This is a genomic window from Bradyrhizobium sp. DOA9 (assembly GCF_000617845.2).
Taxonomy (GTDB): domain Bacteria; phylum Pseudomonadota; class Alphaproteobacteria; order Rhizobiales; family Xanthobacteraceae; genus Bradyrhizobium.
Genome location: NZ_DF820425.1, coordinates 1,575,937 through 1,602,315 on the forward strand (window position 1 = coordinate 1,575,937; position 26,379 = coordinate 1,602,315).

The 26,379-nt window shown below is 65.0% G+C and carries 27 protein-coding genes; 16 read left to right on the forward strand and 11 right to left on the reverse strand.

The annotated features are described in order from the left end of the window. Positions 1-36: 36 nt before the first annotated feature. From BDOA9_RS07285 to BDOA9_RS07310, 6 genes are all read left to right on the forward strand, one after another. The gene (locus tag BDOA9_RS07285; RefSeq protein ID WP_025033282.1) at positions 37-930 is read left to right on the forward strand and encodes a dioxygenase family protein; all 894 of its coding nucleotides are present in this window, start codon (positions 37-39) and stop codon (positions 928-930) included. A 121-nt stretch (positions 931-1,051) separates the two neighbouring features. Next, entirely contained in the window at positions 1,052-1,753 is a 702-nt protein-coding gene (gene pcaH, locus BDOA9_RS07290) for a protocatechuate 3,4-dioxygenase subunit beta (RefSeq protein WP_025033283.1), read from the forward strand. 1 nt (position 1,754) lies between these two features. Beyond that, positions 1,755-2,357 carry a protocatechuate 3,4-dioxygenase subunit alpha gene (pcaG, locus tag BDOA9_RS07295; protein WP_152033165.1) on the forward strand — a complete coding sequence of 201 codons (603 nt, stop codon included), beginning with the start codon at positions 1,755-1,757 and terminating at the stop codon, positions 2,355-2,357. A gap of 217 nt (positions 2,358-2,574) precedes the next feature. After that, positions 2,575-4,569, forward strand: coding sequence for a methyl-accepting chemotaxis protein (locus BDOA9_RS07300; RefSeq protein WP_025033285.1), 1,995 nt, complete (start codon positions 2,575-2,577; stop codon positions 4,567-4,569). Positions 4,570-4,757: 188 nt separating this feature from the next. Continuing rightward, positions 4,758-6,446: a methyl-accepting chemotaxis protein gene (locus BDOA9_RS07305; protein ID WP_025033286.1), complete on the forward strand. Its 1,689-nt coding sequence runs from the start codon at positions 4,758-4,760 to the stop codon at positions 6,444-6,446. A gap of 70 nt (positions 6,447-6,516) precedes the next feature. After that, the gene (locus BDOA9_RS07310; protein ID WP_042335589.1) at positions 6,517-7,578 is read left to right on the forward strand and encodes a phosphotransferase family protein; all 1,062 of its coding nucleotides are present in this window, start codon (positions 6,517-6,519) and stop codon (positions 7,576-7,578) included. Positions 7,579-7,676: 98 nt separating this feature from the next. Here BDOA9_RS07310 and BDOA9_RS07315 read toward each other — a convergent pair whose 3' ends face one another. From BDOA9_RS07315 to BDOA9_RS07325, 3 genes are read right to left on the reverse strand one after another with little or no spacing between them, the layout of a single operon-like run. Next, complete coding sequence (locus tag BDOA9_RS07315) at positions 7,677-9,233, reverse strand: MDR family MFS transporter (RefSeq protein WP_025033287.1); 1,557 nt, start codon at positions 9,231-9,233, stop codon at positions 7,677-7,679. A 27-nt stretch (positions 9,234-9,260) separates the two neighbouring features. Then, the gene (locus BDOA9_RS07320) at positions 9,261-10,430 is read right to left on the reverse strand and encodes an HlyD family secretion protein (protein WP_025033288.1); all 1,170 of its coding nucleotides are present in this window, start codon (positions 10,428-10,430) and stop codon (positions 9,261-9,263) included. Further along, positions 10,423-10,905 (reverse strand): MarR family winged helix-turn-helix transcriptional regulator, encoded by a 483-nt coding sequence (locus tag BDOA9_RS07325; protein ID WP_025033289.1) that lies wholly within the window; start codon positions 10,903-10,905, stop codon positions 10,423-10,425. Before BDOA9_RS07325 ends, BDOA9_RS07320 begins: the two co-directional genes overlap by 8 nt. Positions 10,906-11,060: 155 nt before the next feature. Here BDOA9_RS07325 and BDOA9_RS07330 point away from each other — a divergent pair, with 155 nt between their 5' ends. Genes BDOA9_RS07330 through ispG form a run of 3 tightly spaced genes read left to right on the forward strand, consistent with a single transcriptional unit; the run spans position 11,061 to position 13,841 of the window. Continuing rightward, complete coding sequence (locus BDOA9_RS07330; protein ID WP_025033290.1) at positions 11,061-11,555, forward strand: Fur family transcriptional regulator; 495 nt, start codon at positions 11,061-11,063, stop codon at positions 11,553-11,555. 35 nt (positions 11,556-11,590) lie between these two features. Then, positions 11,591-12,544 (forward strand): DMT family transporter, encoded by a 954-nt coding sequence (locus tag BDOA9_RS07335; RefSeq protein WP_025033291.1) that lies wholly within the window; start codon positions 11,591-11,593, stop codon positions 12,542-12,544. A 13-nt stretch (positions 12,545-12,557) separates the two neighbouring features. After that, the gene (gene ispG / locus BDOA9_RS07340) at positions 12,558-13,841 is read left to right on the forward strand and encodes a flavodoxin-dependent (E)-4-hydroxy-3-methylbut-2-enyl-diphosphate synthase (RefSeq protein ID WP_025033292.1); all 1,284 of its coding nucleotides are present in this window, start codon (positions 12,558-12,560) and stop codon (positions 13,839-13,841) included. A 42-nt stretch (positions 13,842-13,883) separates the two neighbouring features. Here ispG and BDOA9_RS07345 read toward each other — a convergent pair whose 3' ends face one another. Together BDOA9_RS07345 and BDOA9_RS07350 are read right to left on the reverse strand one after the other, a co-directional pair. After that, positions 13,884-14,303 (reverse strand): type II toxin-antitoxin system VapC family toxin, encoded by a 420-nt coding sequence (locus tag BDOA9_RS07345; protein ID WP_025033293.1) that lies wholly within the window; start codon positions 14,301-14,303, stop codon positions 13,884-13,886. Continuing rightward, positions 14,296-14,685, reverse strand: a complete 390-nt coding sequence (locus BDOA9_RS07350) for a DUF7662 domain-containing protein (RefSeq protein ID WP_025033294.1) — start codon at positions 14,683-14,685, stop codon at positions 14,296-14,298. Before BDOA9_RS07350 ends, BDOA9_RS07345 begins: the two co-directional genes overlap by 8 nt. 155 nt (positions 14,686-14,840) lie before the next feature. On the opposite strand from BDOA9_RS07350, the gene BDOA9_RS07355 reads away from it, so the two are divergent. Continuing rightward, positions 14,841-15,737 (forward strand): TauD/TfdA dioxygenase family protein, encoded by an 897-nt coding sequence (locus BDOA9_RS07355; protein ID WP_025033295.1) that lies wholly within the window; start codon positions 14,841-14,843, stop codon positions 15,735-15,737. A gap of 201 nt (positions 15,738-15,938) precedes the next feature. Continuing rightward, positions 15,939-16,754 (forward strand): N-acetylmuramoyl-L-alanine amidase, encoded by an 816-nt coding sequence (locus BDOA9_RS07360; protein WP_025033296.1) that lies wholly within the window; start codon positions 15,939-15,941, stop codon positions 16,752-16,754. A 108-nt stretch (positions 16,755-16,862) separates the two neighbouring features. Here BDOA9_RS07360 and BDOA9_RS07365 read toward each other — a convergent pair whose 3' ends face one another. The 3 genes from BDOA9_RS07365 to BDOA9_RS07375 all read right to left on the reverse strand — a co-directional run bounded on the left by BDOA9_RS07365 (position 16,863) and on the right by BDOA9_RS07375 (position 19,931). Next, the gene (locus tag BDOA9_RS07365) at positions 16,863-18,470 is read right to left on the reverse strand and encodes a Na+/H+ antiporter (RefSeq protein WP_025033297.1); all 1,608 of its coding nucleotides are present in this window, start codon (positions 18,468-18,470) and stop codon (positions 16,863-16,865) included. A 46-nt stretch (positions 18,471-18,516) separates the two neighbouring features. Further along, positions 18,517-19,374, reverse strand: coding sequence for a class A beta-lactamase (gene bla / locus BDOA9_RS07370; RefSeq protein ID WP_025033298.1), 858 nt, complete (start codon positions 19,372-19,374; stop codon positions 18,517-18,519). A 182-nt stretch (positions 19,375-19,556) separates the two neighbouring features. Further along, positions 19,557-19,931 (reverse strand): nuclear transport factor 2 family protein, encoded by a 375-nt coding sequence (locus tag BDOA9_RS07375; RefSeq protein ID WP_025033299.1) that lies wholly within the window; start codon positions 19,929-19,931, stop codon positions 19,557-19,559. Positions 19,932-20,025: 94 nt separating this feature from the next. Here BDOA9_RS07375 and BDOA9_RS07380 point away from each other — a divergent pair, with 94 nt between their 5' ends. Both BDOA9_RS07380 and BDOA9_RS07385 read left to right on the forward strand, forming a co-directional pair. Further along, positions 20,026-20,454 (forward strand): GFA family protein, encoded by a 429-nt coding sequence (locus tag BDOA9_RS07380; RefSeq protein ID WP_025033300.1) that lies wholly within the window; start codon positions 20,026-20,028, stop codon positions 20,452-20,454. A 181-nt stretch (positions 20,455-20,635) separates the two neighbouring features. Continuing rightward, positions 20,636-22,429: a caspase family protein gene (locus BDOA9_RS07385; protein WP_025033301.1), complete on the forward strand. Its 1,794-nt coding sequence runs from the start codon at positions 20,636-20,638 to the stop codon at positions 22,427-22,429. 24 nt (positions 22,430-22,453) lie between these two features. Here BDOA9_RS07385 and BDOA9_RS07390 read toward each other — a convergent pair whose 3' ends face one another. Then, a complete protein-coding gene (locus BDOA9_RS07390; RefSeq protein ID WP_025033302.1) occupies positions 22,454-23,146 on the reverse strand; it encodes a DUF1345 domain-containing protein in 693 nt (230 codons plus the stop codon). Positions 23,147-23,156: 10 nt separating this feature from the next. Continuing rightward, on the reverse strand, positions 23,157-24,080 hold the full coding sequence (locus tag BDOA9_RS07395) for a polyprenyl synthetase family protein (protein WP_025033303.1): 924 nt from the start codon (positions 24,078-24,080) through the stop codon (positions 23,157-23,159). 161 nt (positions 24,081-24,241) lie between these two features. On the opposite strand from BDOA9_RS07395, the gene mtgA reads away from it, so the two are divergent. The 3 genes from mtgA to BDOA9_RS07410 all read left to right on the forward strand — a co-directional run bounded on the left by mtgA (position 24,242) and on the right by BDOA9_RS07410 (position 26,063). Then, on the forward strand, positions 24,242-24,916 hold the full coding sequence (gene mtgA, locus BDOA9_RS07400) for a monofunctional biosynthetic peptidoglycan transglycosylase (protein WP_025033304.1): 675 nt from the start codon (positions 24,242-24,244) through the stop codon (positions 24,914-24,916). A gap of 170 nt (positions 24,917-25,086) precedes the next feature. Then, on the forward strand, positions 25,087-25,269 hold the full coding sequence (rpmF, locus tag BDOA9_RS07405) for a 50S ribosomal protein L32 (protein WP_007598106.1): 183 nt from the start codon (positions 25,087-25,089) through the stop codon (positions 25,267-25,269). Between the two features lie 140 nt (positions 25,270-25,409). After that, entirely contained in the window at positions 25,410-26,063 is a 654-nt protein-coding gene (locus tag BDOA9_RS07410; protein WP_025033305.1) for a hypothetical protein, read from the forward strand. A 5-nt stretch (positions 26,064-26,068) separates the two neighbouring features. Here the strand turns inward: BDOA9_RS07410 and BDOA9_RS07415 are convergent, their stop codons facing one another. Then, positions 26,069-26,329: a hypothetical protein gene (locus BDOA9_RS07415; RefSeq protein ID WP_025033306.1), complete on the reverse strand. Its 261-nt coding sequence runs from the start codon at positions 26,327-26,329 to the stop codon at positions 26,069-26,071. Between the last annotated feature and the right edge of the window lie 50 nt (positions 26,330-26,379).

Here is a 26,379-nt window from a genome sequence, read left to right on the forward strand (position 1 = left end):
CGGGCTGCCCCGGAATGACAGGGAGAGAATGGCAGCATGATCATCGAGCGCGAGAAGGACGTCACGGCCGCGGTCCTGGCGGTGATGGAGCGGACGTCCGATCCGCGGCTGCGCCAGATCATGGTGTCCTTGGTCCAGCACCTGCACGCCTTCGTCCGCGATGTCCGCCTGACCGAGAAAGAGTTCCGCGATGCGACCGCCGTCATCGCCGAGCTCGGCAAGCTGACTACCGACACGCATAACGAAGTCGTGCTGATGGCGGGTTCGCTCGGCGTCTCCTCGCTGGTGTGCCTGCTCAACAACGGCGATCAGGGCAATACCGAGACGGATCAATCACTGCTCGGGCCGTTCTGGCGGTTGAATTCGCCCCGGGTCGAGAATGGCGGATCGATCGTGCGCTCGGATACGCCGGGCGCACCGCTGTTCGTGAACGCCCGTGTCGTCGACAAGGACGGCCGTCCGGTCGCCGGGGCGGAGGTCGATGTCTGGCACGCCTCGCCGGTCGGCCTTTACGAGAACCAGGACCCCGAGCAGGCCGACATGAACCTGCGCGGCAAGTTCACGACCGATTCCGACGGGCGCTTTGCCTTCCGCTCGGTGATGATGGTTGGCTATCCCATTCCGACCGATGGTGTCGTCGGCCGCCTGCTCGCGGCGCAGGGCCGCCATCCCTATCGTCCCGCGCATCTGCACGCCCTGATCTTCAAGCCGGGATTCAAGGTGCTGATCTCGCAGGTGTATGATCCTGAAGACCCCCATATCGACAGCGACGTGCAGTTCGGTGTGACACAGGCGCTGATCGGCAAGTTCGTGCGCCACGATACGCCGCATCCGACGGCGAAGGACATCTCCGTGCCCTGGTATTCGCTCGACCATACCTACCGGCTCGAGGCCGGGGAGGCTGTGCTTCCGCGTGCGCCGATCAGGTAGCAGCGGCCGGCTGCCATGCGCGGGAACGCCGCCAACCGGCTTTCCCAAATTAGTTATATCCTATAATGATTGGCGGAAGCGTTGACCGGCCGGACCACAATGGCCGGGGAGGAGTTCGCCAATGACATTCATCTATCCCACCGGAAGCAACGCGGCGCATCCGCTGCCGCTGTCGCCGGACTACAAGAGCTCGATCAAGCGCGCGCCGAACAAGCCCTTGATCCCGATGCCCCATACGCTGTCGGAGCTGACCGGGCCGGTCTACGGCCACGAGACCGTGCGTGCGGGCGACAACGATCTGACCACCCAACACAGTGGCGAGCCGATCGGCGAGCGCATCATCGTGCATGGCCATGTGCGCGACGAGGACGGCCGCGGCGTGCCGAACTCGCTGGTCGAGATCTGGCAGGCCAATTCCTGCGGCCGTTATGTCCACGTCCGCGATCAGCATCCGGCGCCGCTGGATCCGAATTTCACCGGGGCGGGCCGCACCGTGAGCGATGCGTCCGGCTATTATCGCTTCGTCACCATCAAGCCCGGCGCCTACCCTTGGGGCAATCACCACAACGCCTGGCGTCCCGCTCATATCCATCTGTCGGTGTTCGGCCATTCCTTCGTCACGCGCCTCGTGACGCAGATGTACTTCCCGGCCGATCCGTTGTTCCCGTTCGACCCGATCTTCAACTCGGTGCCGGACGAGAAGGCGCGGGCGCGGATGGTCTCGTCGTTCGACCTGGAGAATACCCAGCCCGAATGGGCGCTGTGCTACCGCTTCGACATCGTGCTGCGCGGCAAGAACGCCACGCCCATGGAGAACCACTAACGTGCAGGATTCTGTGAAGCCCGACGGGATCACCCCGTCCCAGACCGTCGGTCCGTTCTTCAAATACGGATTGACGCCGACCGGCGAGTACGCCTGGAACGACGCATTCACCAACTCGACGCTGACACAAGATGTCACCGGCGATCGCGTTCGCATCGAGGGTCGTGTCTTCGACGGCGACGGCGTTGCCGTGCCCGATTGCATGCTGGAGATCTGGCAGGCGGATGCGCAGGGCCGCTTCGCCGATCCCCAGGACAAGCGCGCGCTGCCCAATGCGAGCTTCCGCGGTTTTGCCCGCTGCGGCACCGACAAGGACGGCAATTATTCCTTCGAGACCATCAAGCCGGGTGTCGTGCCCGATCCCGCCGGCAAGCCGCAGGCGCCGCACATCCTGCTTGCGGTGTTTGGCCGCGGCATGCTGCGCCATCTCTACACCCGCATCTATTTCAACGACGAGGCCGCCAACGCCGCCGACCCCGTGCTGGCGCTGGTACCGGCCGACCGCCGCGCTACGCTGACGGCTGTGCGCGAGCCAGGCAAACCGGTCTATCGCCTCGACCTGCGGCTTCAAGGCGACAGAGAGACGGTGTTCTTCGACGTGTAACTTGTGCAAGAACTTCCTTGTTGCGAATGCCCGGGTTTTCCCGGGCATTCTTGTTTCAAGCCCCGCTCTCCGGTACCTCGGTGCTGTTGCTCCCGGCGCTGAGTCCTGACCTCCGGCATCCTACGTAGCCTCGGTTTGCCGGATTCCGTCAGGCTCTTTCAGTGTCCGTTGAGGCCCACAGGCTATGAGTGGAACATCTCATGCTGCGGGTATTTTCATGAAGCTCCGTCTGTCCATCTCTTCGGCGATCATTGCGTTCGGGGTTCTGCTCGTTCTCGGCTTCGCGGCTGTGGTCGCCAGTAGCGCCTATGCGTTGCGCGAGCTCAAGGTTGGCGGCCCGCTCTACTCCGACATCAAGCTGGGCAACGATCTCGTCGCCGACATCCTGCCGCCGCCGGCTTACGTGCTCGAGGCCTATCTGGAGGCAACGTTGGCGATGCGCGAGCCGGATCAGCTTGCCGCCCATGGCGAGCGCCTCGTTCAGCTCCACAAGGACTATGACGAGCGCAAGGCTTACTGGACCGCCTCCAGCCTCTCGGCCGACTTGAAGTCAGCGCTGGTGTCGAAATCCGATGCCGAGGTGCAGAAGTTCTGGAAGCTTCTGTCCGAGCAGCTCCTGCCGGCCCTCAAGGCCAAGGACATGGCCGCCGCCGAGCGCATCTATGGCCAGATGAAGGATGCCTACAGCGCCCACCGCGTCATCATCGATGCCATCGTGGAAGGCGCCAACAAGCAGAATGCCAGCATGGAGAAGCTGGCGGCCGATCGCGATGCATCGATATCCTACGTCGTGCAAGGCGTGTCCATTGCCGTTCTCGCACTGATCGTGGGAGGGCTTGTTTTCGTTGTTCTCGGCGTTGTCCGTCCGATCGTCCGCATGACGGATGCGATGCAGAAGCTGGCGACGGGAGATCTGACGGCGGAAGTGCCCTATGCAACTCGTCGAGACGAGGTGGGCTCCATGGCGGGTGCGCTTGCGGTATTCAAGCAGGGCGCGGTAGAGAACGCGCGAATGCGCGATGAACAAGTTCGCGCTGAGAGGGAAGCCGCTGCCGTAAAGCGTGAGGCGCTTCTCGGAATGGCAGAAACGGTCGAACGTGAAACCGGCGCGTCAGTGGAGAATGCTGCTGCGGCAACGCAGGGCGTGGAGCGGAGCGCCTCCGACCTTTCGGGGATCGCCCGCGATCTGTCGACCGAATCGCAAGCGGTCGCTGCCGCTTCCGAGCAAGCGCTGGCCAGCGCGGAAACCGTATCGTCTGCGGCTGAAGAATTGACCGCCTCCATCCGGGAGATCACCAGCCAGCTTGCGCGCGCCAGTCAGGTGACGAAATCAGCCGTGGTCGGCCGCGAGCAGGCGCGCACGACCATCCAGGCGCTGTCCGGCTCGGTGAAGAAGATTGCGGAGGTTTCCGATCTCATCGGCGGTATCGCCGGCCAGACCAACCTTCTGGCGCTGAATGCCACGATCGAGGCGGCGCGCGCGGGTGAGGCCGGTCGCGGCTTTGCCGTGGTCGCCGCCGAGGTCAAGTCGTTGTCCAACCAGACCGCAAGCTCGACCGAGGAGATCTCGCGCCTGATCGCCGAGATACAAGCCTCGACCGAAGCCGCCGTCGCGGCCGTCGAGGAGATGGGCGGCCATATCGTCGAGATCGATAGCGTCGCGACCTCCGTCGCTGCCGCCATGGAAGAGCAGGACGCCGCCACGCGCGAGATCGCCCGATCGATCTCCGACTCGGCATCCGCGGCCAAGGTGGTGTCCGCCAAGATCGGCCATGTGAGTCGCAATGCCGACTCCGTCAACGAGCGCGCCAGCGAAATGCACGATGCGATCTCCAGCGTGTCGGAGAATCTCGCCTCGCTCAAATCAGTGCTGGTCCGCACCGTGCGCAGCTCGACGGCCGATGTCGATCGCCGTTCCTCGCCGCGCCATCCCACGGACTTGGTGGTCTCGGTGACCGACAGCCGGCATGCCGTGCATGCCACGACGTTGGTCGATCTTTCGCAAGGCGGCGCCTGGATTCGCTGCGCGCCGAAGCTCAATCCCGGCGAAGCCGGTGTGCTTCAGATCAAGGGCCTCGCGCTGGCACTGCCATTCAGCGTCCGGACCCAGGACGGCGAGGCTGCGCATGTCGCTTTCTCATTGGAAACCGCTCAGCAGGCCGAGTTTTCAGCATGGCTCAATCGCCAGTTTGGTGAAGCCGTCGCGGCGTGATCGCAACTAGCTCACCGACGCTTGTTCTGGCCTTTCACGTCAGCCTCGCTGACGCAAAACCGATGATCTGACGTCCAATTCCCGTACTTATGCGGGGCTCGTGCAATACAATTCCTCCGCGAATCAATCCCGTATTTACCGCATTCATCTAGGGTGGCGGCAGTTTCGACGCCGACCTGGATTGTTTCATGAAATTACGCCTGTCCCTGTCCTCAGCGATCGTCGCGTTCGGCATCGTTCTCGCCATTGGCTTTGCCGCCGTGGTTTCGACCAGCCTGTACGCCCTGAAAGAGCTCAAGGTCGGCGGTCCGCTCTATTCCGACATCAAGCTCGGCAACGACCTCATCGCCGACATCCTGCCGCCGCCGGAATATGTCATCGAAGCCTATCTCGAGGCGACGCTGGCCATGCGCGAGCCGGACCAGCTGGTGGCCCATGGCGAACGCCTGGTCCAGCTCCGCAAGGATTACGACGAGCGCAAGGCGTTCTGGGTCTCCTCCAGCCTCTCGGCCGACCTCAAGACCGCGCTGGTGTCGAAATCCGATGCGGAGGTGCAGAAATTCTGGAAGGCGTCGGATCAGCTTCTGCCCGCTCTCAATGCCAAGGACGCGGCGGCTTCCGAGCGCGCCTATGCGCAGCTCAAGGACGCCTACACCGCGCATCGCGCCGTCATCGACAGCATCGTCGAGAGTGCCAACAAGCAGAATGCAGCCATGGAGAAGCTGGCCGCGGACCGCGACAGCGCGATGCTCTACGTCCTGCTCGGCGTCTCCATCGCCGTCCTCGCCTTCGTTGCCGCCGGCCTGCTGGGTGTTGCCCTCGGCGTGGTGCGCCCGATCGTGCGCATGACGGACACGATGCAGAAGCTCGCGACCGGCGATCTCGCAGCCGAGATTCCGTTCGCGCAGCGCCAGGACGAGGTCGGCTCGATGGCGGGCGCGCTTGTGGTGTTCAAGCAGGCGGCGGTCGAGAATTCCCGCCTGCGCGAGGAGCAGTTGCGTCAGGAGCAGGCGGCGGCGCTCGCGAAGCGCTCCGCCCTGCACCAGATGGCTGAAACGGTCGAGCGCGAGACCGGCCGCTCGGTCGACACCGCGAGTGCAGCGACGCAGGGCGTGGAGCAGGCCGCCTCCGGCCTGTCGGAGATCGCAAAGTCGCTCTCTGCGCAGTCGCAGGCGGTCGCGGCGGCCTCGACCCAGGCGCTCGGCAGCTCGCAGGCGGTCTCGGCCGCGGCCGAAGAACTGAGTGCCTCGATCCGCGAGATCGCGGGCCAGGTCGCGCGGACCAGCAGCGTCACCAAATCGGCCGTCGCCGGCCGCGAGCAGGCGCGTTCGACCATTCAGGCCTTGGCGGGATCGGTGAAGAAGATCGCCGAGGTCTCGGACCTGATCGGGGGCATCGCAGGCCAGACCAACCTCCTCGCGCTCAATGCGACGATCGAGGCGGCGCGCGCAGGCGAGGCCGGCCGCGGCTTCGCGGTGGTTGCAGCCGAGGTGAAGTCGCTGTCGGACCAGACCGCCAAGTCCACCGAGGAGATCGGGCGGCTGATTGCCGAGATCCAGGCCTCGACGCAGGCCGCGGTCGACGCCGTCGAGGCCATGGGAGGCCACATCGTCGAGATCGACGGCGTGGCGAGTTCGGTCGCCGCCGCGATGGAACAGCAGGATGCCGCAACCCGGGAGATCACGCGGTCGATTTCCGAATCGGCCTCCGCCGCACAGGAGGTCTCGGCCAAGATCGGCGATGTCAGCCGCGATGCCGCCTCCGTCAACGCGCGTGCCGCGGACGTGAGGCAGGCGATCGCCGGGATGGCGGCCAATCTGGAGCAACTGCGGTCGGTGGTCGTGCGAACCGTCCGCGACTCGACCGCGGCAGCCTGAGCCGGCGGCAGCCGCTGGTGCCCGGGAACGTGATCGTGCAGTATGGCGCGGGACAGGGGCATCGTGGTTCATGACATCTCCACAATTGCCGGCGGTCGTTGAGCCCGCCCGACTGACGGCCGCGCTGCGCAGGAGCGGCGTGCTCGACGCCGGTGCCGTGCGCGAAGTGAAGGTGCTGCATGAGCGCGACACCGTGGTGTCACGTATCGTCAGGCTCGGCCTGCGCTATGTCGGCGAATCCGCCGGTGCTCCGCAGTCGCTGATCCTCAAGATGGCGCACGCTTCGTTTGCCAGGACACTTGCGGATCGCGGCGAGCACGAAGTCGTCTTTTACACCCGGCTCGCACCGAACATGCCGCCGGGGCTCGTGCCGCGCTGCTTCGACGGCCATTTCGACGCCGAGAGCGGGGCCTGGCATCTCCTGCTCGAAGACCTCACCGACAGCCATGAACTCGCGACTGTACCGACGCTGCCCCCGTCGCGAGATCAGTCGACGGCCATCGTCACCACGCTGGCGCGCATGCATGCGGCCTGGTGGAATCATCCCGGACTCGGCGAGAGCGTCGGCACCTGGGCCAGCACCGAGGATAGCGAAGCGCGCATGGAGACCTTCGCCGGGCACTACGATCGCTTTGCCGACGAGCTTGGCGATCGCCTGAGCGAGGAACGCCGCATCCTCTATCGCCGTCTCATCGAACAGTCCGCCCGGCTGTCGCAGCGCTATCATTCGCACCGGCATGTCAGCATTGTCCATGGCGATGCACATACCTGGAATTTCCTGCTGCCGCGCGCGGGTGTCGCCGACACCGTGCGCATCTTCGATTTCGACCTGTGGGGAATCAATGTGCCCACCGGCGACCTTGCCTACATGATGGCGATCCAATGGTATCCGGAACGCCGGCAGGCGCTGGAGCGGGCGCTGCTCAACCGCTACCACGAGACGCTGCTCGCACACGGCGTCACCGGCTACACGCGCGGCGCGCTCGACCAGGACTATCGCTGGTCGGTGCTCTGGCACATCACCAAACCGGTCTGGCAATGGGCCATCAACCTCCCGCCGGGGATTTGGTGGAACAATCTGGAGCGCGTGATGATGGCGGTGGAGGATTTGGGCTGCGAGGAGCTGTTGTAGGGGGCTCATGCAGCAAGCCGTCATTGCGAGCCATCGGGCCGCGCGCCGCGCGGACCCGTTGGCTCGCAATGACGGCGTGAAGCGCCAAGGTCCGATAACTACTCCATCACCGCATGCTCCGGCCCCGCCGCCTGCTTGCGCAGCGTGGCCTTGGTCGAGCCGATCAGCATCGCGAGCGGCAGGGTGCAGAGGACGAAGATCATCACCAGCTGGTAGTCATGGGAGAAGGCGATGATCTGCGCCTGCACGCTGACCATCCGGTCGGCCATGGCACGGCCGGCGTCGGTGGACAGATTGATCATGCCGCTGACACCAGGCATCTGCAGTGCGTGGTTGAACGGGTTGACGTGCTCGGAGAGGATCGCATAGGTCCGCCGCGTGCCCTGCGTCAGTTGCGCAATCACGATGGAAATGCCGACTGAGCTCGCGACGTTGCGCATCAGGGTCAGCATCGCGGTGCCGTCGGTGCGCAGCTCGTTCGAGAGGGTCAGGAACGCCACGGTCGAGAGCGGCACGAAGACGAGGCCGAAGCCAAAACCCTGGATGACGCTGACGGTGACGATCTCCGGCACCTGGGTCAGGTCGGTCCAGCCGGTCATCTGGAACAGCGAGCCTGCGGTCAGCGCCAGCCCGGCGATGATCAGCGTGCGCGCCTCGAAATAACGCATCATGCGTCCGACCAGCATCATGGCGAAGAAGGTGCCGAGCCCTCGGCTCGCCAGCAGCAGGCCTGCAGTGATGATGGGGTAGCCGATCACGTTCTGCATGTAGGGCGAGGCCAGCGCCATGGTCGAGAACAGCACGAGCCCCATCACGACCATGAACACGCAGCCGGTGACGAAGTTGCGGTCCCGGAACAGCGCGAAGCGGATGAACGGGGTCGAGGTCGTGAAGGAGTGCGCGAGGAAGAAATAGAAGGCGACGGCGGCGACGATGAACTCCGCGAGGATCTCGTTGGATTCCAGCCAGCCCAATTGCTCGCCGCGGTCGAGCGCGAGCTGCAGCGCGCCGATCGCAACCGCCAGCGCGGCGAAGCCGAACCAGTCGAATCTGAGGCTGAAGTCCTTCCTGGTCTCGTCCATGAAGACGATCAGCCCGAGCACGGTGATGACGCCGAACGGCAGGTTGACGAAGAACACCCAGTGCCAGGAATAGGTCTCGGTGAGCCAGGCTCCCAGAGACGGCCCCATGATCGGGCCCATCATCACGCCCATGCCCCAGATCGCCATCGCCTTGGCACGTTCCTGCAGCGTGTAATAGTCGAGCATGACCGATTGCGACAGCGGCACCAGGGCGGCGCCGAACACGCCCTGCAGCAGGCGGAACAGCACCATCTGGTTGATGTCCTGCGCGAGGCCGCACATCACCGAGGCCATGGTGAAGCCGGCCGAGCAGATGATGAAGATGCGCTTGCGGCCGAAGCGGTTGGCGATCCACCCCACCGGCGCCGTCATGATCGCGGCAGCGACGATGTAAGAGGTCAGCACCCAGTTGATCTGGTCCTGCGAGGCCGACAGCGTGCCCTGCATATACGGGAGCGCGACATTTGCGATGGTCGTGTCCAGCGCCTGCATGATGGTCGCGGTCATGGCGCAGATCGTCACCATGTTCCGGCGCAGGCCGGGGACCATCAGGCTGGCATTGGGGGCGGACATCGGATCAGTCCTGTCGCAGTCTCTGGCTTAGTCTTTGTCGCCGTCCTGGCCCGCGGTCGCGGACAGCCCGAACAGGCCGGCAAGCGAGCGCCGGTGACCGGTGTCGATGGTGGCGTAGACGCTCATGCCGGCTTTCAGCTTCCGCACATATTTGTCGGTCTCGTCGAAATAGATGCGGATCGGCACGCGCTGCACCACCTTGACGAAATTGCCCGTGGCGTTCTGCGGCGGCAGGATCGCGAATTGCGCGCCGGTGCCGGGCGAGAGCGAGCCGATCTTGCCCTTGAAGACGTGGTTCGGGAACGCATCGACGACGAGCGTCACCGGCTGCCCTTCAGTTACGTAAGTGAGGTCGCTCTCTTTCGGATTGGCATCGACCCAGGGATGCGCCACGTCGATGATGGAGAACACCGGCGTGCCGGCGGGCACGTAGCGGCCGAGCTGGATCTGTTCGACCTGCGTCGCCACGCCATCCATCGGCGCCCGCAAGACGGTGTGGTCGAGGTTGCGCTGCGCGTCATCCAGCTTGGCCTTGGCCTGAGCGTAGGGCGGAAATTGCTCGAGCGGCAGGTCAGGATTGCCGAGCAACTGGGTCTTTGCGTTGGAGAGCTGCTGCTTGATATATTGTGCCTGCGCCCCGGCGGTGACCAGCGCATTCGAGGCGTTGTCGAGATCGAGCTGCGAGCCGTAATTGTTCTTCACCAGCGCCTGCTTGCGCTCGACGTCGCGCTGCTTCAAATCGATGCCCTGCTGGGCCAGGTTGAGCATGTCGCCGTAGATCTTGATGTTGGCGACGAGGTTGTCATAGGTCGTGCGCGCCTGCGCGAGCTGCGCCTTGGTCTCCTCCACCGCCAGACGGAATGGAACAGGGTCGATCTCGAACAGCTCGTCTCCCCGCTTGACCGACTGGCCTTCCTTCACGACCACCTTCAGGACCTTGCCGGAGATGTCGGGCGTCACCAGCACCTTCTGCGCGCCGACATAGGCGTCGTCGGTGCCGACATAGCGTCCGCCATTGAGATAGAAGGTGAGGCCGCCGATGGCGGCGACGACCGGAAGCACCACCAGGAGCAGGAAACGGCGATAGCGACGCAGGCCCGCCAGCAGGCGGCGCCGCGGATCGGTGCCGGCCTTCTTGGTCGGCTTGCCGCTGGCGCTCTTCTGCTCGGGCTGCAACTTGACGACCTGATCAGCCATGGCGCTGCTCCTTTCGTGCTTGCTCCGCGCCGGATGCCTGGATCGCGGTTCGCACGTTTTCCTTGATGGCTTCGAGCTGAGTGAGAAGGCGATGGGCGTCGGCCGGCGTAATGCCGTCGAGTGCGTTGGCCGTAAGCTCGGACCTCAGTCCGCTCAGCCGACCCAGCAATTGGCGGCCGGCCTTCTTGAGGTACAGGCGCTTGACGCGGCGATCGGAAGCGTCGCTGCGGCGCTCGATCCAGTCATTGTCGCAGAGCTTGTCGATCAGCCGCGTCAGCGTGATCGGCTGCATTTCGAGCAACTCGGCGAGCTCGGACTGCTTCATGCCTTCGCTGCGCTCCACCTTGGCGAGCACTGCCCATTGCGCGCGGGTGATGCCGAAGCGCGACGCCTCCTTGTCGGCATAGACGCGCAACAGGCGGTAGAGCTCACCGAGCGTGAACAGGAAATTCTGGTCGACCGACCCGCGAGTCATGAGCTGCGTCTCCAACAAGCATGGATATAATAAGCAAGCTTACGATTATTTCACGGCCCCGTCGCGCGGTGCAGTCCTTCGGGAGGAGCATGGCTGGCAGCCGGGCGGCTCGTCGTGCTTTGGGTTCCCCCGCCGAAATGCTAGAAGACGGCGACATGAGCCTCGCAAAGCCGGCATTCCCCGCGCCAGACCACGATCACGGCCGCTGCACCGCGGACGCGCTCGCGCATGCTGAGGTGGTCTGCGAGCAGCGTGCGCAGAAATTCACGCCGATCCGCCGCCAGGTGCTGGGTGCCTTGCTCTCAAGTCACCGCCCGCTCGGCGCCTACGAGATCATCGACGAGCTCGCCAAGTCCATGGCGCGGCCGGCGCCGATCACGGTCTATCGTGCACTCGATTTCCTGATGGCCAACGGCCTTGTGCACCGCATCGAGAGCCGCAATGCCTATCTCGCCTGCGCCGCCCACGATCACGATTTGACCTCCGCGGTGGCGTTCCTGATCTGCGAGCGCTGCGGCCTGGTCGGCGAGATCCCCTCGGCGTCCTTCGCCAAGGACCTCAACGCCGCCGCGCGCAGCTCGGGCTTCGCGCCAAAGCTGTCTGTGGTGGAGATCACGGGCGTTTGCACGCATTGTCAGAAAATGTCTTGAAGCAACAACGGCGCGAAGCCGGATTCTTGGGAAAAATGTCCGCACCTCAAGCCAACCCGTCCGCCGGTCGTCCGCTCAGTGCCGGCGCCATCGCCCTGATGCTCATGCTGTGCCTGACCTGGGGATTCAACCAGATCGCGGTGAAGCTGGTGCTGCCGGATATTCCGCCCATGCTCCAGGCCACCATCCGCTCGATGGGCGCGCTGCCGGTGCTGTTCCTCATCGGCACCTTTCGCGGCGTCAAATTCTTCGAACGTGACGGCACCTGGAAGCCCGGGCTGATCGCCGGGCTGATGTTCGGCATCGAATTCGTGCTGATTTTCCAGGGGCTGCGTCTCACCTCTGCGTCCCGTGCGGTGGTGTTCCTCTACACCGCGCCGTTCTTCGTTGCGCTCGGCTCCTACCAGGTGCTCGGCGAGCGTCTCGGCGGCTCGCAATGGCTGGGCCTTGCCATCAGCTTTGCCGGCGTCGCGCTCGCGATCGGCGTGCCCCAGCCCAATGTCGATTCGCAGGTTCTGCTCGGCGATCTCATGATCGTCGGGGGCGCCGCGCTGTGGGCCGCGACGACGCTGGTTGCCAAGGGTACGCGGCTGCGCCTCGCCGCGCCCGAGAAGGCGCTGGGCTATCAGGTCGCGACCTCGATTCCGATCCTCGGGCTGGCGGCCTGGCTGTTCGGCGAAACCATCACGCACATGCCGGCCCCGCTCTCGCTCGGGCTGATGGCGTTCCAGGCGATCTGGGTGGTGGGAACCACGTTCACGCTTTGGTTCGCGCTGGTGAAGGCGTATTCGGCCAGCAAATTGTCCGCTTTTACCTTCATCACCCCTTTGTTTGGCGTGGTGGGTAGCTATTTCATCATGCACGACACCCTCAGCCTGACCTTCGGGGCCGCAGCGGTCCTTGTAATTGTTGGGCTTTTTCTGGTTAACCGTCCCAGCCAATCCGCTGCGGCGCCGCGCGATGCATTGCTGAACGTCACCAAAACCTGATATTTGGACCGCCATGAACAAGCTCGAAAACCCTCTCGATTCCGACATCGCGGGCCCGGCGCCCCGGCACCGGACCACCCAGGTCAAGGTCGGCGACGTTGCCGTCGGCGGCGGTGCACCGATCGTCGTGCAGTCGATGACCAACACCGACACCGCCGATATCGACGGCACCATCGCCCAGGTCGCAGCGCTGGCGCGCGCCGGCTCCGAAATGGTCCGCATCACCGTGGACCGCGAGGAGGCCGCGGCCGCCGTTCCGCACATCCGCGACGGCCTCGCCAAGCGCGGCATCACCACGCCGCTGATCGGCGACTTCCACTATATCGGCCACAAGCTACTCGCGGCCTATCCGGCCTGCGCCGAGGCGCTGGCCAAATACCGCATCAATCCCGGCAATGTCGGCTTCAAGGACAAGCGCGACACCCAGTTCGCCGACATCATCGAGATCGCCAACAAGAACAACAAGCCGGTGCGCATCGGCGCCAATTGGGGCTCGCTCGACCAGGAGCTCCTGACCAAGCTGATGGACGAGAACGCGGCCTCGCCGAATCCGCGCGACGTGCGCGCGGTGACGCGCGAGGCCATGGTGCAGTCGGCGCTGCTCTCGGCCGCGCGCGCCGAAGAACTCGGCATGCCCAAGGACCGCATCATCCTCTCCGCAAAAGTCTCGGCGGTGCAGGATCTGATCGCGGTCTACCAGGATCTTGCGGCGCGTTCGGACTACGCCATCCATCTCGGCCTCACCGAAGCCGGCATGGGCTCGAAGGGCATCGTGGCGTCGTCCGCGGCGCTCGGCATCCTGTTGCAACAGGGCATCGGCGACACCATCCGCATCTCGCTGACGCCCGAGCCCGGCGGCGACCGCACCCGCGAGGTGCAGGTCGGCCAGGAGCTCTTGCAGACCATGGGCTTCCGCACCTTCGTGCCGCTGGTTGCGGCCTGCCCCGGCTGCGGCCGCACCACCTCGACCACGTTCCAGGAGCTGGCCCGCTCGATCCAGGATTTCATCCGCGACGAGATGCCGACCTGGAAGACGAAATATCCCGGTGTCGAGGAACTCAACGTCGCGGTGATGGGCTGCATCGTCAACGGCCCCGGCGAGTCCAAGCACGCCAATATCGGCATCTCGCTGCCCGGCACCGGCGAAGCGCCGGCCGCGCCCGTCTTCGTCGATGGCAAGAAGTTCCGCACACTGCGCGGCCCGACCATCTCCGCCGACTTCAAGGCGCTGGTGATCGACTATATCGACCAGCGCTACGGCCAGGGCGCCAAGGTGCCGGCGCCTGCAGCGGAGTAGGCGAGGTTTACGAGATTTTCTGGTCTGGGCGGCGGAATTGAATCAGCAGGCGAGCGCTTTGATCTGCCCGCTCGCCCCATAGTCCAGCAAGAGACGATCGCGCGTGAGAAGTGTTGCGCCGATATCGCGTGCGGTCGCAATCATGATGCGGTCGGCAGGGTCGCGCGGCGGGGTGCCGGGCAAGAATGAAGATTCGATCAGGATATCGGGAGTAAGCTTGGCGAGCTCGACCCCCGGGATAGCCAGCACGTTCTGAAACCAGCGTTCAGGTCTCATCGAGAGGCCAATGCGGTTGCGTGAAACCAACAAGCCGATTTCCCACGCGCTGATCGGAGAGACAAAGATTGTGCTGCCTGCGCGCTGGACAGCATCTATCGCGTCGCGAGCCTCCGTTGCGAGGGGGAGTCCTTCGGTGATCCATATCGCGGCGTGAGTATCGAGAAGAAGCGCCGTCTCACTCATAGACCTTGCCCCAGTCGGGATCAGCCGGCTCCGTGAGGTCGACACCTTCCGGAATATGAACGGATCCCTTCAGGGCGCCGAAGATCGGATGACGATCCTCCTTTTTTGCCTGCGCGGCAGATGTCCCGGGGGCACTTTGTTCGACCCGGCGAAAGACCACGCGCCGTGTCTTGGTGTCGACCTGTTCAGTCCGAAAACCAGCGGCAAGCCAAACCTTGGTCATGACGTTGTTACTCGGATTGTTGCTCCACCAAGCCGGATATTGAGGCGAATTAGGGGGCAGCTTGCTTCCGATGACCCGCTCGATTTCGGCAAAGGTCATCGGCACCTCTTTGGCCCGTTGGGACTTCAGAAATTCACCAAGCCGCTCATATTTGCCCATGGTGGAAGCCTCCATTGTTGCAAAAGGCTACTAAAGCTTTATAAGTGTGTCAATCGTTAAGTGTGTCGGGTTGGCGTTCGTGGCTGTCGCCCTTTGCGTTCGCTCTCGCAACGCTTACGATGGCATCCAACGAAGAATATAACGGGAGACACGCCATGAGCTCACTCGCCGGCAAGCAGGGCCCGCGCTATCGGCACCTGGCCGAAGACGGCGCGTCCTACGAGACCATCGCCGTCGAAAAGCTCACGCCGATCATCGGCGCGGAAATCTCGGGCGTCGATATCGGCAAGCTCGTCTCCGGCGATATCAGCTCTATCAGGCAGATGGACGAGATCCACCGCGCGCTCGCCGAAAACCTCGTCATCTTCTTCCGTAACCAGCACATCACGCCGCAGCAGCACCTCGCCTTCGGCCGCAAGTTCGGCGAGCTGCATTTTCATCCCGCCGCTCCCCACGAGGACGAAGACCCGGCCTTGATGAAGATCTACGCCGACAAGAACTCGCCGCGCGCCAATGGCGAGGGCTGGCACTCCGACGTCTCCTGCGATCTCGAGCCGCCGATGGGCTCAATCCTCTACATCAAGCAGTGCCCGCCGCGCGGCGGCGACACGCTGTTCGCCAACATGTACGCGGCCTATGAGGCGCTGTCGGAGCGCATGAAGGCCTATCTCGACGGCTTGACGGCGCTGCATGACGGCGAGCCGATCTATCGCGGCCTTTACGCCAACTACGGCGTCGCCGACCGTCCGTCCTATCCCCGTGCCGAGCATCCCGTGGTGCGCACGCATCCGGTGACGGGCAGGAAGGCGCTCTACGTCAACCGCGGCTTCACCCGCCACATCAACGGCATCCCGCGCGACGAGAGCGATGCGATGCTCGCCTATCTCTACCAGCACGCCGAAAACCCGCTGTTCCAGTGCCGCTTCCGCTGGACCGAGAACGCGATCGCGTTCTGGGACAACCGCTGTACCCAGCACCGCGCGATGTGGGACTACTGGCCGCACACACGCTCCGGCACGCGCGTGACGGTGAAGGGCGAGCGGCCGGTTTAGGAGACGGTGTTGTAGGGCGGGCAAAGGCGCGTCAGCGCCGTGCCCACGTCTTCTCGTCATCAGGGAGGGTGGGCACGCTTCGCTTTGCCCACCCTACGAGAGCCGTTCTTGCGTTGACGTCCCCGCACGTCCGCGCCAATCTTCCGAACATCAAATCGCGGGCTGACCGGTCGCCCGCGTATCACGGCAGCGGAGCAGGGCTTGGGGCAACTGCGGAGCATCATCGCCGGGCTGGTCGCATCGATCCTGCTGTCGTCGTTCGTCCTCGTCGAAGCCGGCGACGCTGCTGCTGCCGCGCGCGAGATTGCAAGACCCGGGCCGAAGCCGTCGCCGCCGGCCAAATGCGAGGCGCCCAAATTCCGGATCGTCGTGGATGTGGGCCACACGCCGGACTCCTATGGTGCGTTGAGCGCGCGCAACGATCCGGAGTTCGGCTTCAACTTCCGCCTCGCACGGCTCATCGCGGCCAAGCTCAAATCCGAAGGCTTCGCCGCAACCCGCCTGCTCGTCACCGATGGCAAGGCACGGCCGAGCCTGTTCAAGCGCGTCGGTGCTGCGAACGAAGGCCGCGCCGATCTGTTCCTGTCGGTCCATCATGATTCGGTACCGGACAAGCTGCTCGAGACCTGGGAGTTCGACGGCGCAAACAGCTATTTCAGCGACCGGTTTTCGGGCCACTCGCTGTTCGTGTCGCGGCAGAATCCGCACTTTGCCGCCAGCCTGATGCTGGCCCGCATGATCGGTCGCCAGTTGAAGGAGCAGGGCCTGCACTATGCGAGCCAATACACCCTGCCGGTGATGGGCCGCTACCGGCGCCAGCTGCTCGACAAGGATGTCGGCGTCTACCGCTATGACGGGCTCGTCGTGCTGTCGCGCACGCGCAGCGCCGCCGTGCTGCTCGAGGCCGGCTCGATCATCAATCGCGACGAGGAAATGGAGATGAACTCGCCGGAGCGGCAGGAGGCCGTCGCGGGCGCCGTTGCGGGGGCACTGAGGGAGTTTTGCGAGAAGCGGTAGTTGGCTCAGGTCGCTCAACGCCCCGTCATTGCGAGCGCAGCGAAGCAGTCCAGAGCCTTTCCGCGGCGGCAGCCTGGATTGCTTCGCTGCGCTCGCAATGACAAAAGTCTACAGCGGCCCGCCGCGATACTCCCTGTTCGCCAAACTCGCCTCCTCCAGGTCCAGATCGCGCTCGATCCGCCGCCGCGTCTCGTCGGTGATCTCGCCGTCGCGCAGCAGGTTGTGGATGAACTTGCGCTCGGCGGCGATCAGGTCGCGGGTCAGAGCGGTGCCGGCGGCGGAGATGTCGTGACGGTTGGGATCGAGCGAGTCCGGGAGCTGGTTGAGGCGGATATCGTGGCGGGCGCGCAGCAGCCGCATCACCTCGTCGGAAATGTCCTTTTCCGCCGTGAGCGCGTCGAGCGATTTCAAGGCGGCCTCCAGCGCCTGACGGCGTGCGGCGATCTCCGCTTCGTGCTCGGCGGCATGCTCGTGACTGCCGGCTTCGGCGACACCGAGCCACCGCACGATCGGCGGCAGCGTCAGGCCGACGCCGATCAGAGTCACGAAGATGACGCCGAACGCGACGAACAGGATCAGGTCGCGATACGGAAACGCCTCGCCGTTCGGCAGCGTGAACGGCAGCGCCAGCGCGGCGGCCAGCGACACCGCGCCGCGCACCCCGGTGAAGGCGAGCACGAACGGCCATTGCCATGGCGGCGATGGATCGCGCTCGCGCAGCGACCTGGAGAACATCCGTGGCAGATAGGTCGCGGGATAGAGCCAGGCAAAGCGCGCGATCACGACGATCACCAGGACCAAGGCGGTTGCGATGAGAATGTCGTCGAGCGGAAAAGTCTTCGATTTCTCGTAGAGCTCGCGCATCTGGAAGCCGGTGAGCAGGAACAGCATGCCCTCGATCAGGTAGACCACGAGGTCCCAGAAGAAGATGCCTTGCAGGCGCGTTGCCGAGGAGATCAGCAAGGGGCCGTTCCAGCTGACATAGAGTCCGCAGGCCACCGTTGCGATCACGCCGGAGCCGCCGACGTGCTCGGGCAGCCAATACGAGACATAGGGCGTGATCAGCGACAGCGTCAGCTCGACCTGTGGATCTCCAGACCATTTGCGAAGGCGCAAGGAGAGCCAGCCGACGCCGATGCCAAAGGCGATCTCGCCGGCGACGATGAGGAGGAATTCGCCGGCCGCGAGCGGCAATGAAAAGTGCCCGACCATGATCGCGGCGAGCGCAAAGCGGTACAGGATCAGCGCGGTGGCGTCGTTTGCGAGACCTTCGCCTTCGAGCACGACCAGGATGCGGCGCGGCATGTTCAGCCGGCGCGCGATCGCGAGTGGCGCCACCACGTCGGGCGGCGCGACGATGGCCCCGAGCAGGAAGCCGACCGTCCAGGGCAGGCCGATCATGTAGTGGGTGGCGGCGGCCACCATTGCCGTGGTGAAGATCACGGCGCCGACCGCGAGCAGCACGATCGGGCGCAGGTTCTTCTTGAATTCGCGCCAGCTCATCGCGACGCTGGCCGAGTAGATCAGCGGCGGCAGCACCACCAGCAGCACCAGCTCCGGCGGCAGCTCCACCGTCGGCATGCCCGGCACGAAAGCAAGGCCGACGCCTGCCAGCATCAAGAGGATGGCAGGGGCGACGTTGAAGCGTCGTGCCGCCAGTGCCACGCCTGCGAGCACGGCCAGCAGGATGAGAAAGGTCTGAAACTTCGCTTCCATGATGGTCTGTCTTGACCCGGAAGCGACGGCTACGTCAATGCGCGGCTCACGCCAGCCGCTCGGCCACCATCCGTCCAATCCGCGCGAACGCGGATGCGATCTGCGCCGCGCTCGGCGTGCCGCCCTGGGTGTAGGCCGCGATCAGGATCGGCGTCTCCGGCTTCGGCCAGGCCACCGCGATATCGCCCGAGGCGTCCTTGCCGTTGTTGCCGGTCTTGTCGCCGATCTTCCAGCCTGCGGGGAGTCCGCCACGCAGGCGGTTCGCGCCGGTCTTGCAGTTCACCATCCAGTCGGTGAGCAGGGCACGCGAGGGCGGCGACAATGCGTCGCCAGTCACCAGCCGCCGCAAATTTCCCGCCATCGCCGCCGGCGTCGTGGTGTCCCGGGGGTCGCCGGGCTGCGAGCGATTGAGCGCGGGCTCGTTGTGGTCCAGCCGCGAGGTGGTATCGCCGAGCGACCGCCAGAACGTCGTCAGCGCCGCGGGGCCGCCGATCCGCGCCAGCAGCAGATTGGCGCAGGTGTTGTCGCTGAGCTCGACGATGGCCTTGCACATCTCGCCGACCGACATCTTGCCGGCCGCGAGATTTTCTTTCGCCACCGGCGCGTATTCCAGCAGATCGGCCTGGCCATAGGGGATCATGGCCGCAAGCTGCTCCTCGCCGCGATCGACCCGCGCCAGCACACTGGCTGCGAGCGAGGCCTTGAACGTCGAGCACATCACGAACCGTTCGTCGGCGCGCCAGGCGAGCTTCTTGCCGGTTGCGAGATTCTCCGCATAGAGCCCGATCCGCCCGCCGCTCTCGCGCTCGTAGGATTCGAATTCTGATGGGGCATCCCCGGCGAGCGCAGGGGAGGCGGCTAACCAGGCGAATGAGGCGAGCAGGGAGCGGCGGTCGAGCAGCATAGGGAACTTTCACGTGTGGAGGTGGGAGATGGAGCGTTCGCTTCATCCGCGTCGTCATTGCGCGCGCAGCGAAGCAATCCAGAATCCCTCCGCGGAGACAGACCAGATTGCTTCGCTGCGCGCGCAATGACGGAGAATTGGATAGCGAGTGCGTCCGAATTCGGGCAGCGGAACGGCGCCCGTCACTCCCTCAAATCATATCGGTACGACTTCGACACGATCTGCCAGCCGTCGGCGAGCTTCATCGCCACCAGATAATCGGTGAAATAGCGCGGCGGCAGCTGGCAGCGCACCTTGATGAAGGCGGTCTTGTCGTCCGAACGGTCGATGGTGACGATGAAATCCTCGCGCGGCTTGCCTTCGGCCTTCGCCGAGGCGCGCTTGCGCACGCGGTCGAGCCAATCCGGCACGGTCAGAACCTGGAGCTCGCCTTTCTCGACCCAGCGCAGATCGGCGGAGGGATGGAAGATGGCGCCGAGCTTGTCGGCGTCACCCTCGTAAAGTCCGTCGAAATAGGATTGCACGACGGCTTCGACGCTCGACCGGTCCTGGCTCATGGATCGTTCCTTTGCATGATGGCTGCGGGCCAACTTAGCCATACACGTTCAAGTACGCTATGGGTGTGTCAGCGATTTGCGCGAAGGCGTCACGATGTCAGAATCAGAAAATTCGAATGCTCGCATCCTTGTCGGCGAATGCTTCTGCCGCGCCGTGCGCTTCGAGGTGGCCGACGCATTCTCCTATGCGATGAACTGCCACTGCTCGAACTGCCGACGCACCACCGGTGCCGCCTTCAAGCCGTTCGCCGGTATCCGGCAAGACAGGCTCCGCATTGTCAGGGGTGGCGACCTCCGGATGATTTTCGGCGACGACACCACCCATGACGCGCATTGTGGCCGCTGCGGCTCGCTGCTCTATTCCCGGGTCCGGGAAGGAGAATGGGTCCATGTCGCCATGGGAACCCTGGTCGATGCCCCCTCGATCCGGCCGAGCGCCCATATTTTCGTCGGCTCGAAGGCGCCCTGGCACGAAATTACGGACGATCTGCCGCAATATCGGGAGCACATCGGGGTTGTCTGACGGAACCCGGTCCGCACCGCCGCTCGTCGGCGAACCGCGACAGCGCTGGCGCGACAAACAAAGAGGCCGTACGGCCTGTCGTCGGGGTCCCGTTCGTGACCTCCATCACAAGCGCCGGCGATGGATGTTGCTAAAGCGGTCCCAGGGGCCGAACGGCCCGGAACTTATCGGAAGTCGTGTCATGCGCAGCTTGCTCAGACTTTGTCCGCTTCTCGTCGCCCTCGGCCTGATGTTCGGGGCGGGGCCTGCTTTCGCCGGAAAGCGCGTGGCGCTGGTGCTCGCCAATTCGGCCTATCAGCACGCAGCCTCGCTCGCCAATCCCGTCAATGACGGGTCGGTGATGGCCAAGACGCTGAAGGAGGCCGGCTTCGACGTGGTCGAGTCCCGCCACGATCTGTCGGCGCTGGACACGCGGCGCGTGCTGCGCGACTTCGCCGACGCGACCCGCGATGCCGAAATCGCCGTGGTCTACTACGCCGGCCACGGCATCGAGGTCGAGGGCTCGAACTATCTGATTCCGGTGGATGCCAAGCTCGAGCGCGACACCGACGTCTATGACGAGGCGCTCTCGCTCGACCGTGTCCTGGTCGCCGTCGAGCCTGCCAAGCAATTGCGTCTGGTGATCCTCGATGCCTGCCGCGACAATCCGTTCAGCAAGAGGATGAAGCGCACGGTTGCCTCGCGCGGCATCGGCCGCGGCCTCGCTCAGGTCGAGCCGACCAGCCCCAACACGCTGATCGCCTATTCGGCCAAGGCCGGCTTCACCGCGCAGGATGGCGACGGTGCCAACAGCCCGTTCACCATCGCGCTGTCGAAGCATCTGACGACGCCGGGCCTCGACGTCCGCCGCGCCTTCGGCTTCGTGCGCGACGACGTGCTGAAGTCGACCGGCAACAAGCAGGAGCCGTTCGTCTACGGCTCGCTCGGTGGCGAGGACGTGCCGCTGGTGCCGGTCAAGCTGGCGCCGGCGGCACCCGTAGCCAATCCCCAGGCGGATGTCCGCCGCGACTATGAGCTCGCGCTCCAGGTCGGCAACCGGCCGGCGTGGGAAGCCTTCCTCGCCCAGCATCCCGACGGTTTCTATGCGAGCCTCGCCAAGCTCCAGCTCGAGAAGCTCGGCGCCGAGCGGGCGCATGCGGCGGCGATCGAAAAGGCGAAGCAGGCCGAGGCCGAGCGCGACCGCCTTGCTGCGCTCGGCGCGCAGAAGGATGCGCAAGCCAAGGCCGCGGCCGATGCGAAGGCCGCCGAGCAGGCGCAGCTTGCCGCGCAGAAGGCCAAGGAGCAGGCGCAGCAGCAGGCGGCTGCCGCCGAGCAGCAGCGCGTCAATCTCGCCGCCACGGCGCCGGGCGTTGCGCCGGGCAACACCACGAGCGCCGCCGGCGCCAACGTCGCCGCGCTGACCCCGGCGACCGCGCCGGCCGACCTCAGCCGCTCGGTGCAGAGCGAGCTCGGCCGCGTCGGCTGCTTCTCCGGGCAGGCCGACGGCAATTGGAATACGTCCTCGCAGCGGTCGCTGTCGCAGTTCAACCGTTATGCCGGCACCAAGCTCGACGTGAAGGTGGCGAGCACCGACGCGCTCGATGCGGTCAAGGCCAAGCCGTCGCGGGTCTGCCCGCTGGTCTGCGAGCATGGTTTCAAGGCCGAAGGCGACAAGTGCACCAGGATCGTTTGCGGCGACGGCTATCTGCTGAACGACGACAATGAATGCGAGAAGAAGCGCGCCGCCAAGCCCGCGTCAAAGCCTGCGACCTCGCGGCGCGACGACGGCGAGGACCGCCCCGCGCGGCAGCGGGCCGGTGCTGCAGCGGGCGGCTACGGTGCAGCTGCGGCGGCCGGCGCGGGCCGTGCCTCGCGCGGCAGCGGTCAGATCTTTTGCAATGCTCTGCTTTGCCGGCCGGTCAGGCCCGGCTGCCACCTCGCCTATCGTGGCGGCGGCGGCCCGCACAATGATGCCAATTACGAGGTCTGCAACTGATCTGCCGTGCGGAGCTTGCGACGGCTACGTCGCGATCGCGCTTGCTGCGATATTCACCGTCAGTGCCAGCAAGGCCGTGTTGTAGATGAACGAGACGATGCCGTGCGCGGTGGCCGTGCGGCGGATGGTCTTGTCGGTGATGCCGACGTCGGAGACCTGCGCGGTCATGCCGATCACGAATGAGAAATAGACGAAATCCCAATAATCGGCGTGGTCTTCCTTGTCGCCGCTCGGAAACTGGAGGCCACCTGCCGTACCGTGTCGATAATAGTCATGCGCGTAATGCAGCGCGAAGGTCGTGTGCACGGCAGCCCATGACAGCGTGATCGTGGTGACTGCGATGCTCAGTTCCAGCGCGCCGCGATGCGGCGTGCCGAGCTCGGAGACGATCGCCGCGATGCTGGCGAAGGCGCCGGTCGCCGTCACCAGCAGGATCACGAAGCGGCCGTCATCCTGCATCGCGGCGGCGCGGCGAATGTGCTGATGGTCGTTGCACAGCATCATCGCGTAGACCAGCACGAGATAGACCGCGATCAGCGCGTCCCAGCCGAGCACGAGCCGCATCACCAGCCGATAAGTCCCCGGCAGCAGCAGGCAGACCAGGATGCCGACCGCGAGCGCAATGAAGGTCCGCGGCCGCGCATAGATCAGCCGCATCGGCCGCGACATCTGGCGGAAGCGGACGAGGACGGGATCTTCTTTGCCCTCGACCGCCATCGGGTATGCGTCAGTTCTTCCGCTCGGCCACGAAGCGCGCGGCGGCCTGCAGCACGGCGGCGCGGTCACCGAAGATCGAGACGGCGCTGTCGGCGCGCGCGAGCAGGTCGCGCACGCGCTGCTTGGCACCTTCGATGCCGAGCTGGGTGACGAAGGTGGTCTTGCCGAGCGCGGCATCGGCGCCGGCCGGCTTGCCGAGTGCGGCGGCATCGCCCTCGACGTCGAGCAGATCGTCGGCGATCTGGAAGGCTTCGCCGAGCGCACGCCCGTAATCGTCGAGCGCCTGATATTCCGCACTCGAGGCCTGGCCGAGGATCGCGCCGGCGATGCAGCCGTAGCGCAGAAGCGCGCCCGTCTTCATCTGCTGGATACGGGCGACGTCGATCGGCTCGTTGCCGCCAAAACGGCCTTCGCCGGCGAGATCGAGGATCTGGCCGCCGACCATGCCGCCGATGCCGGCGCAGCGCGCCAGCGCGCGCGTCAAGAGCAGCCGCACATTGGCGTCGCGATGGACCTCGTCGCGGGTGATGATGTCGAAGGCGAGCGTCAAGAGACCGTCGCCGGCGAGGATCGCGGTGGCGTCGTCGGTCTGCTTGTGCAGGGTGGGGCGGCCGCGACGCAGGTCCGAATTGTCCATGGCCGGCAAATCGTCATGGATCAGCGAATAGCAATGGATGCATTCGAGCGCGGCGCCCACGAGCAGGGCCGCCTCGCGCGGAACGCCGAACACGGCGGCGCTCTCGACCACCAGGAACGGCCGCAGGCGCTTGCCGCCGTTCAGGCTCGAATAGCGCATTGCGTCCATCAGTCGCTTGGGCCGGGCGATTTCGTCGTGCAGGATGTCGTCCGACAGCAGGCGCCCGAGCAGGGCTTCGGTGTCATCAGCGGTCTTGTCCAGACGTTTGGCGAAATCGGACGGGGACGTGCCGGTCATCAAGAGGGGCTCCAGAACTAAAATTCGGCGGGACAATCCTTTATGCGCCCGCCCCAGTCAATCGTTTGGAAGGCCTAAAAAGTGCTGGAAAAGGCCCGAATTATCACAGACTTAATGCTCCAGCCCGTGGCCGCTCGTCAGTTTGCACCGGAAAGGTCGATTTGCGCATCGTCAAAATCCTGCTGGTGGTGCTCGCGGTCGTGGTCCTCGCGCCCTATGTGATTGCGCCGTTCTACCGCGCCGGCCACCCTGTTTCGACGCTGATGGCCTGGCGCAGCTTGCGGGGCGCGCCGATGCAGCGGGAATGGATCGATCTCGCCGACATGACGCCGTCTCTGCCGCGCGCGGTGGTGGCTGCCGAGGATGCCCATTTCTGCAAGCATCACGGCATTGATTGGGGCGCGCTGCGCGAGGCGATCGACGACGCCAGGGAGGACGGCACCGCCTTCCGGGGCGCCTCTACCATTACCCAGCAGGTCGCGAAGAACCTGTTCCTGTGGCAGGGGCGCGATTTCGTCCGCAAGGCACTGGAATTCCCGCTGGCGCTTTGGATCGACCTCGTCCTGCCCAAGCAGCGGATTCTCGAAATCTACCTCAACATCGCCGAGCTCGGCCCGCAGGGGCAGTTCGGGGTCGAGGCGGCCAGCGCCTATGCCTTCGGCAAGTCGGCCGAAAGGCTCTCGCCCCGCGAGGCGGCGCTTCTGGCCTCGATCCTGCCGAATCCGGTCAAGCGCAGCGCCCGGACCCCGGGGCCGGGTGTCCGGCGGCTGGCGGCCACCTACATGGCGCGGGGTCAGGCGAGCTCGCTGATGACCTGTTGGCGCGAAAATCGCTGATTTTTAGCCCGTTCCGGGCGTATTTTCCGGCCCAAGAGCCTAGCTTTACGGCCGGCCTTCCTCTATAAGCGCGGCCTTGATCGGCATTCAGCTCGCCTCGTATTTGCGGGTGCTGAGCCGTCCCTTTGCGGACGATGCCCTGATGACACCAATCCCTAGAGGATACTGAAATGGCCGTTCCGAGAAGAAAAACCTCGCCGTCGCGCCGTGGCATGCGCCGCTCGGCGGACGCCATCAAGAAGCCGACCTATGTGGAAGACAAGGACTCCGGCGAGCTCCGTCGTCCGCACCATCTCGACCTCAAGACCGGCATGTACAAGGGCCGCCAGGTCCTGAAGAAGAAAGAGTCCTGACACCAGGATCTTTCTCGGGCGGGAGTTCGGACCCGCCCGATTGCGGCCAACCCATGAGATAGACGGTGACGGCGGCGGAGCGAATGCTTCGCCGCTGCATTGTTCTGTCCGGATATCTTGATCGAGAAGGCATCAAGCCGATGGTCGGTTTCCCGCTGCTTCTGATACCGCTCGCGGTGTACAACATCATCGCCTTCCTGATGCCGACCGTGTCCTTCACGGACGTGCTGTTCAAGGTCCCGATGGTGTCCGGCGAGGTCTGGCCGGTCACGCTCGCCGATCTCCTGCTCGCGCTCGGCGTGGTGCTGCTGCTGCTCGAGGTGGTCAAGGGCGCGCGGCCGGGCTCGAAATTCCTGATGGATCATCTGCTGTCGCTGATCATCTTCGGTGCGGCGGCCGCCGAATTCGTGATGTGGCCCAAATTCGGCAACTCCACCTATTTCCTGCTGGTGCTGCTGGCGATGGCCGACTTCCTCAGTGGCATTGCCCAGCGCACCCGCCGCCGCGTCACCTATGTCGCCGAGACGACGGTGCCGGCGCCGCGCAAGGCCAAGCGCAGTGCCGAAGCGCCGGCCGAGGATGTGGAGTCCGGGCGCAAGTTCGAGCCGGTGATCGCGCCGCAGCCGGCACCGGCCGCGCCGCCCGCGCCTAGCGCGCAGTCCGTCGCCGAATCCGTGCTGATGGATCATCCTGCGCCCAAGCCGGTGCAAGGCGCCGCTTCGCCGGAAATTCCCTCGCCGCAGTTGCAGCCGGGGAACGGCACGCCGACCTCGCCTGACGCGCCGCCACGCTGATCGCCTCAAGCCACCTGACGCGTGCGAGCGCTGACGGTTCCGAGCGGCCGCTTGCTGCCATAGGCCATCAGCGCATCCTCGGAGGAGGCGCGGCGGAGCCGGCTCGTTTGCGGCAGCTGTTCGGCATTGGCGATCAATTGTGTGATGAAGCTGGGATCGGGACGCGGCAGCGACGCCTTGCGGACCCACTGCAACGTCGGCATCAGCGGCACCAGGGCCGTGCCTGTGCCGTTGTCCGCCGCGTCCTGTCGATCAGTACTCAACATCGCAATCACCGTTGATCCGGCGAAATTGTCGCGTTTCGGGACGCGGGCGC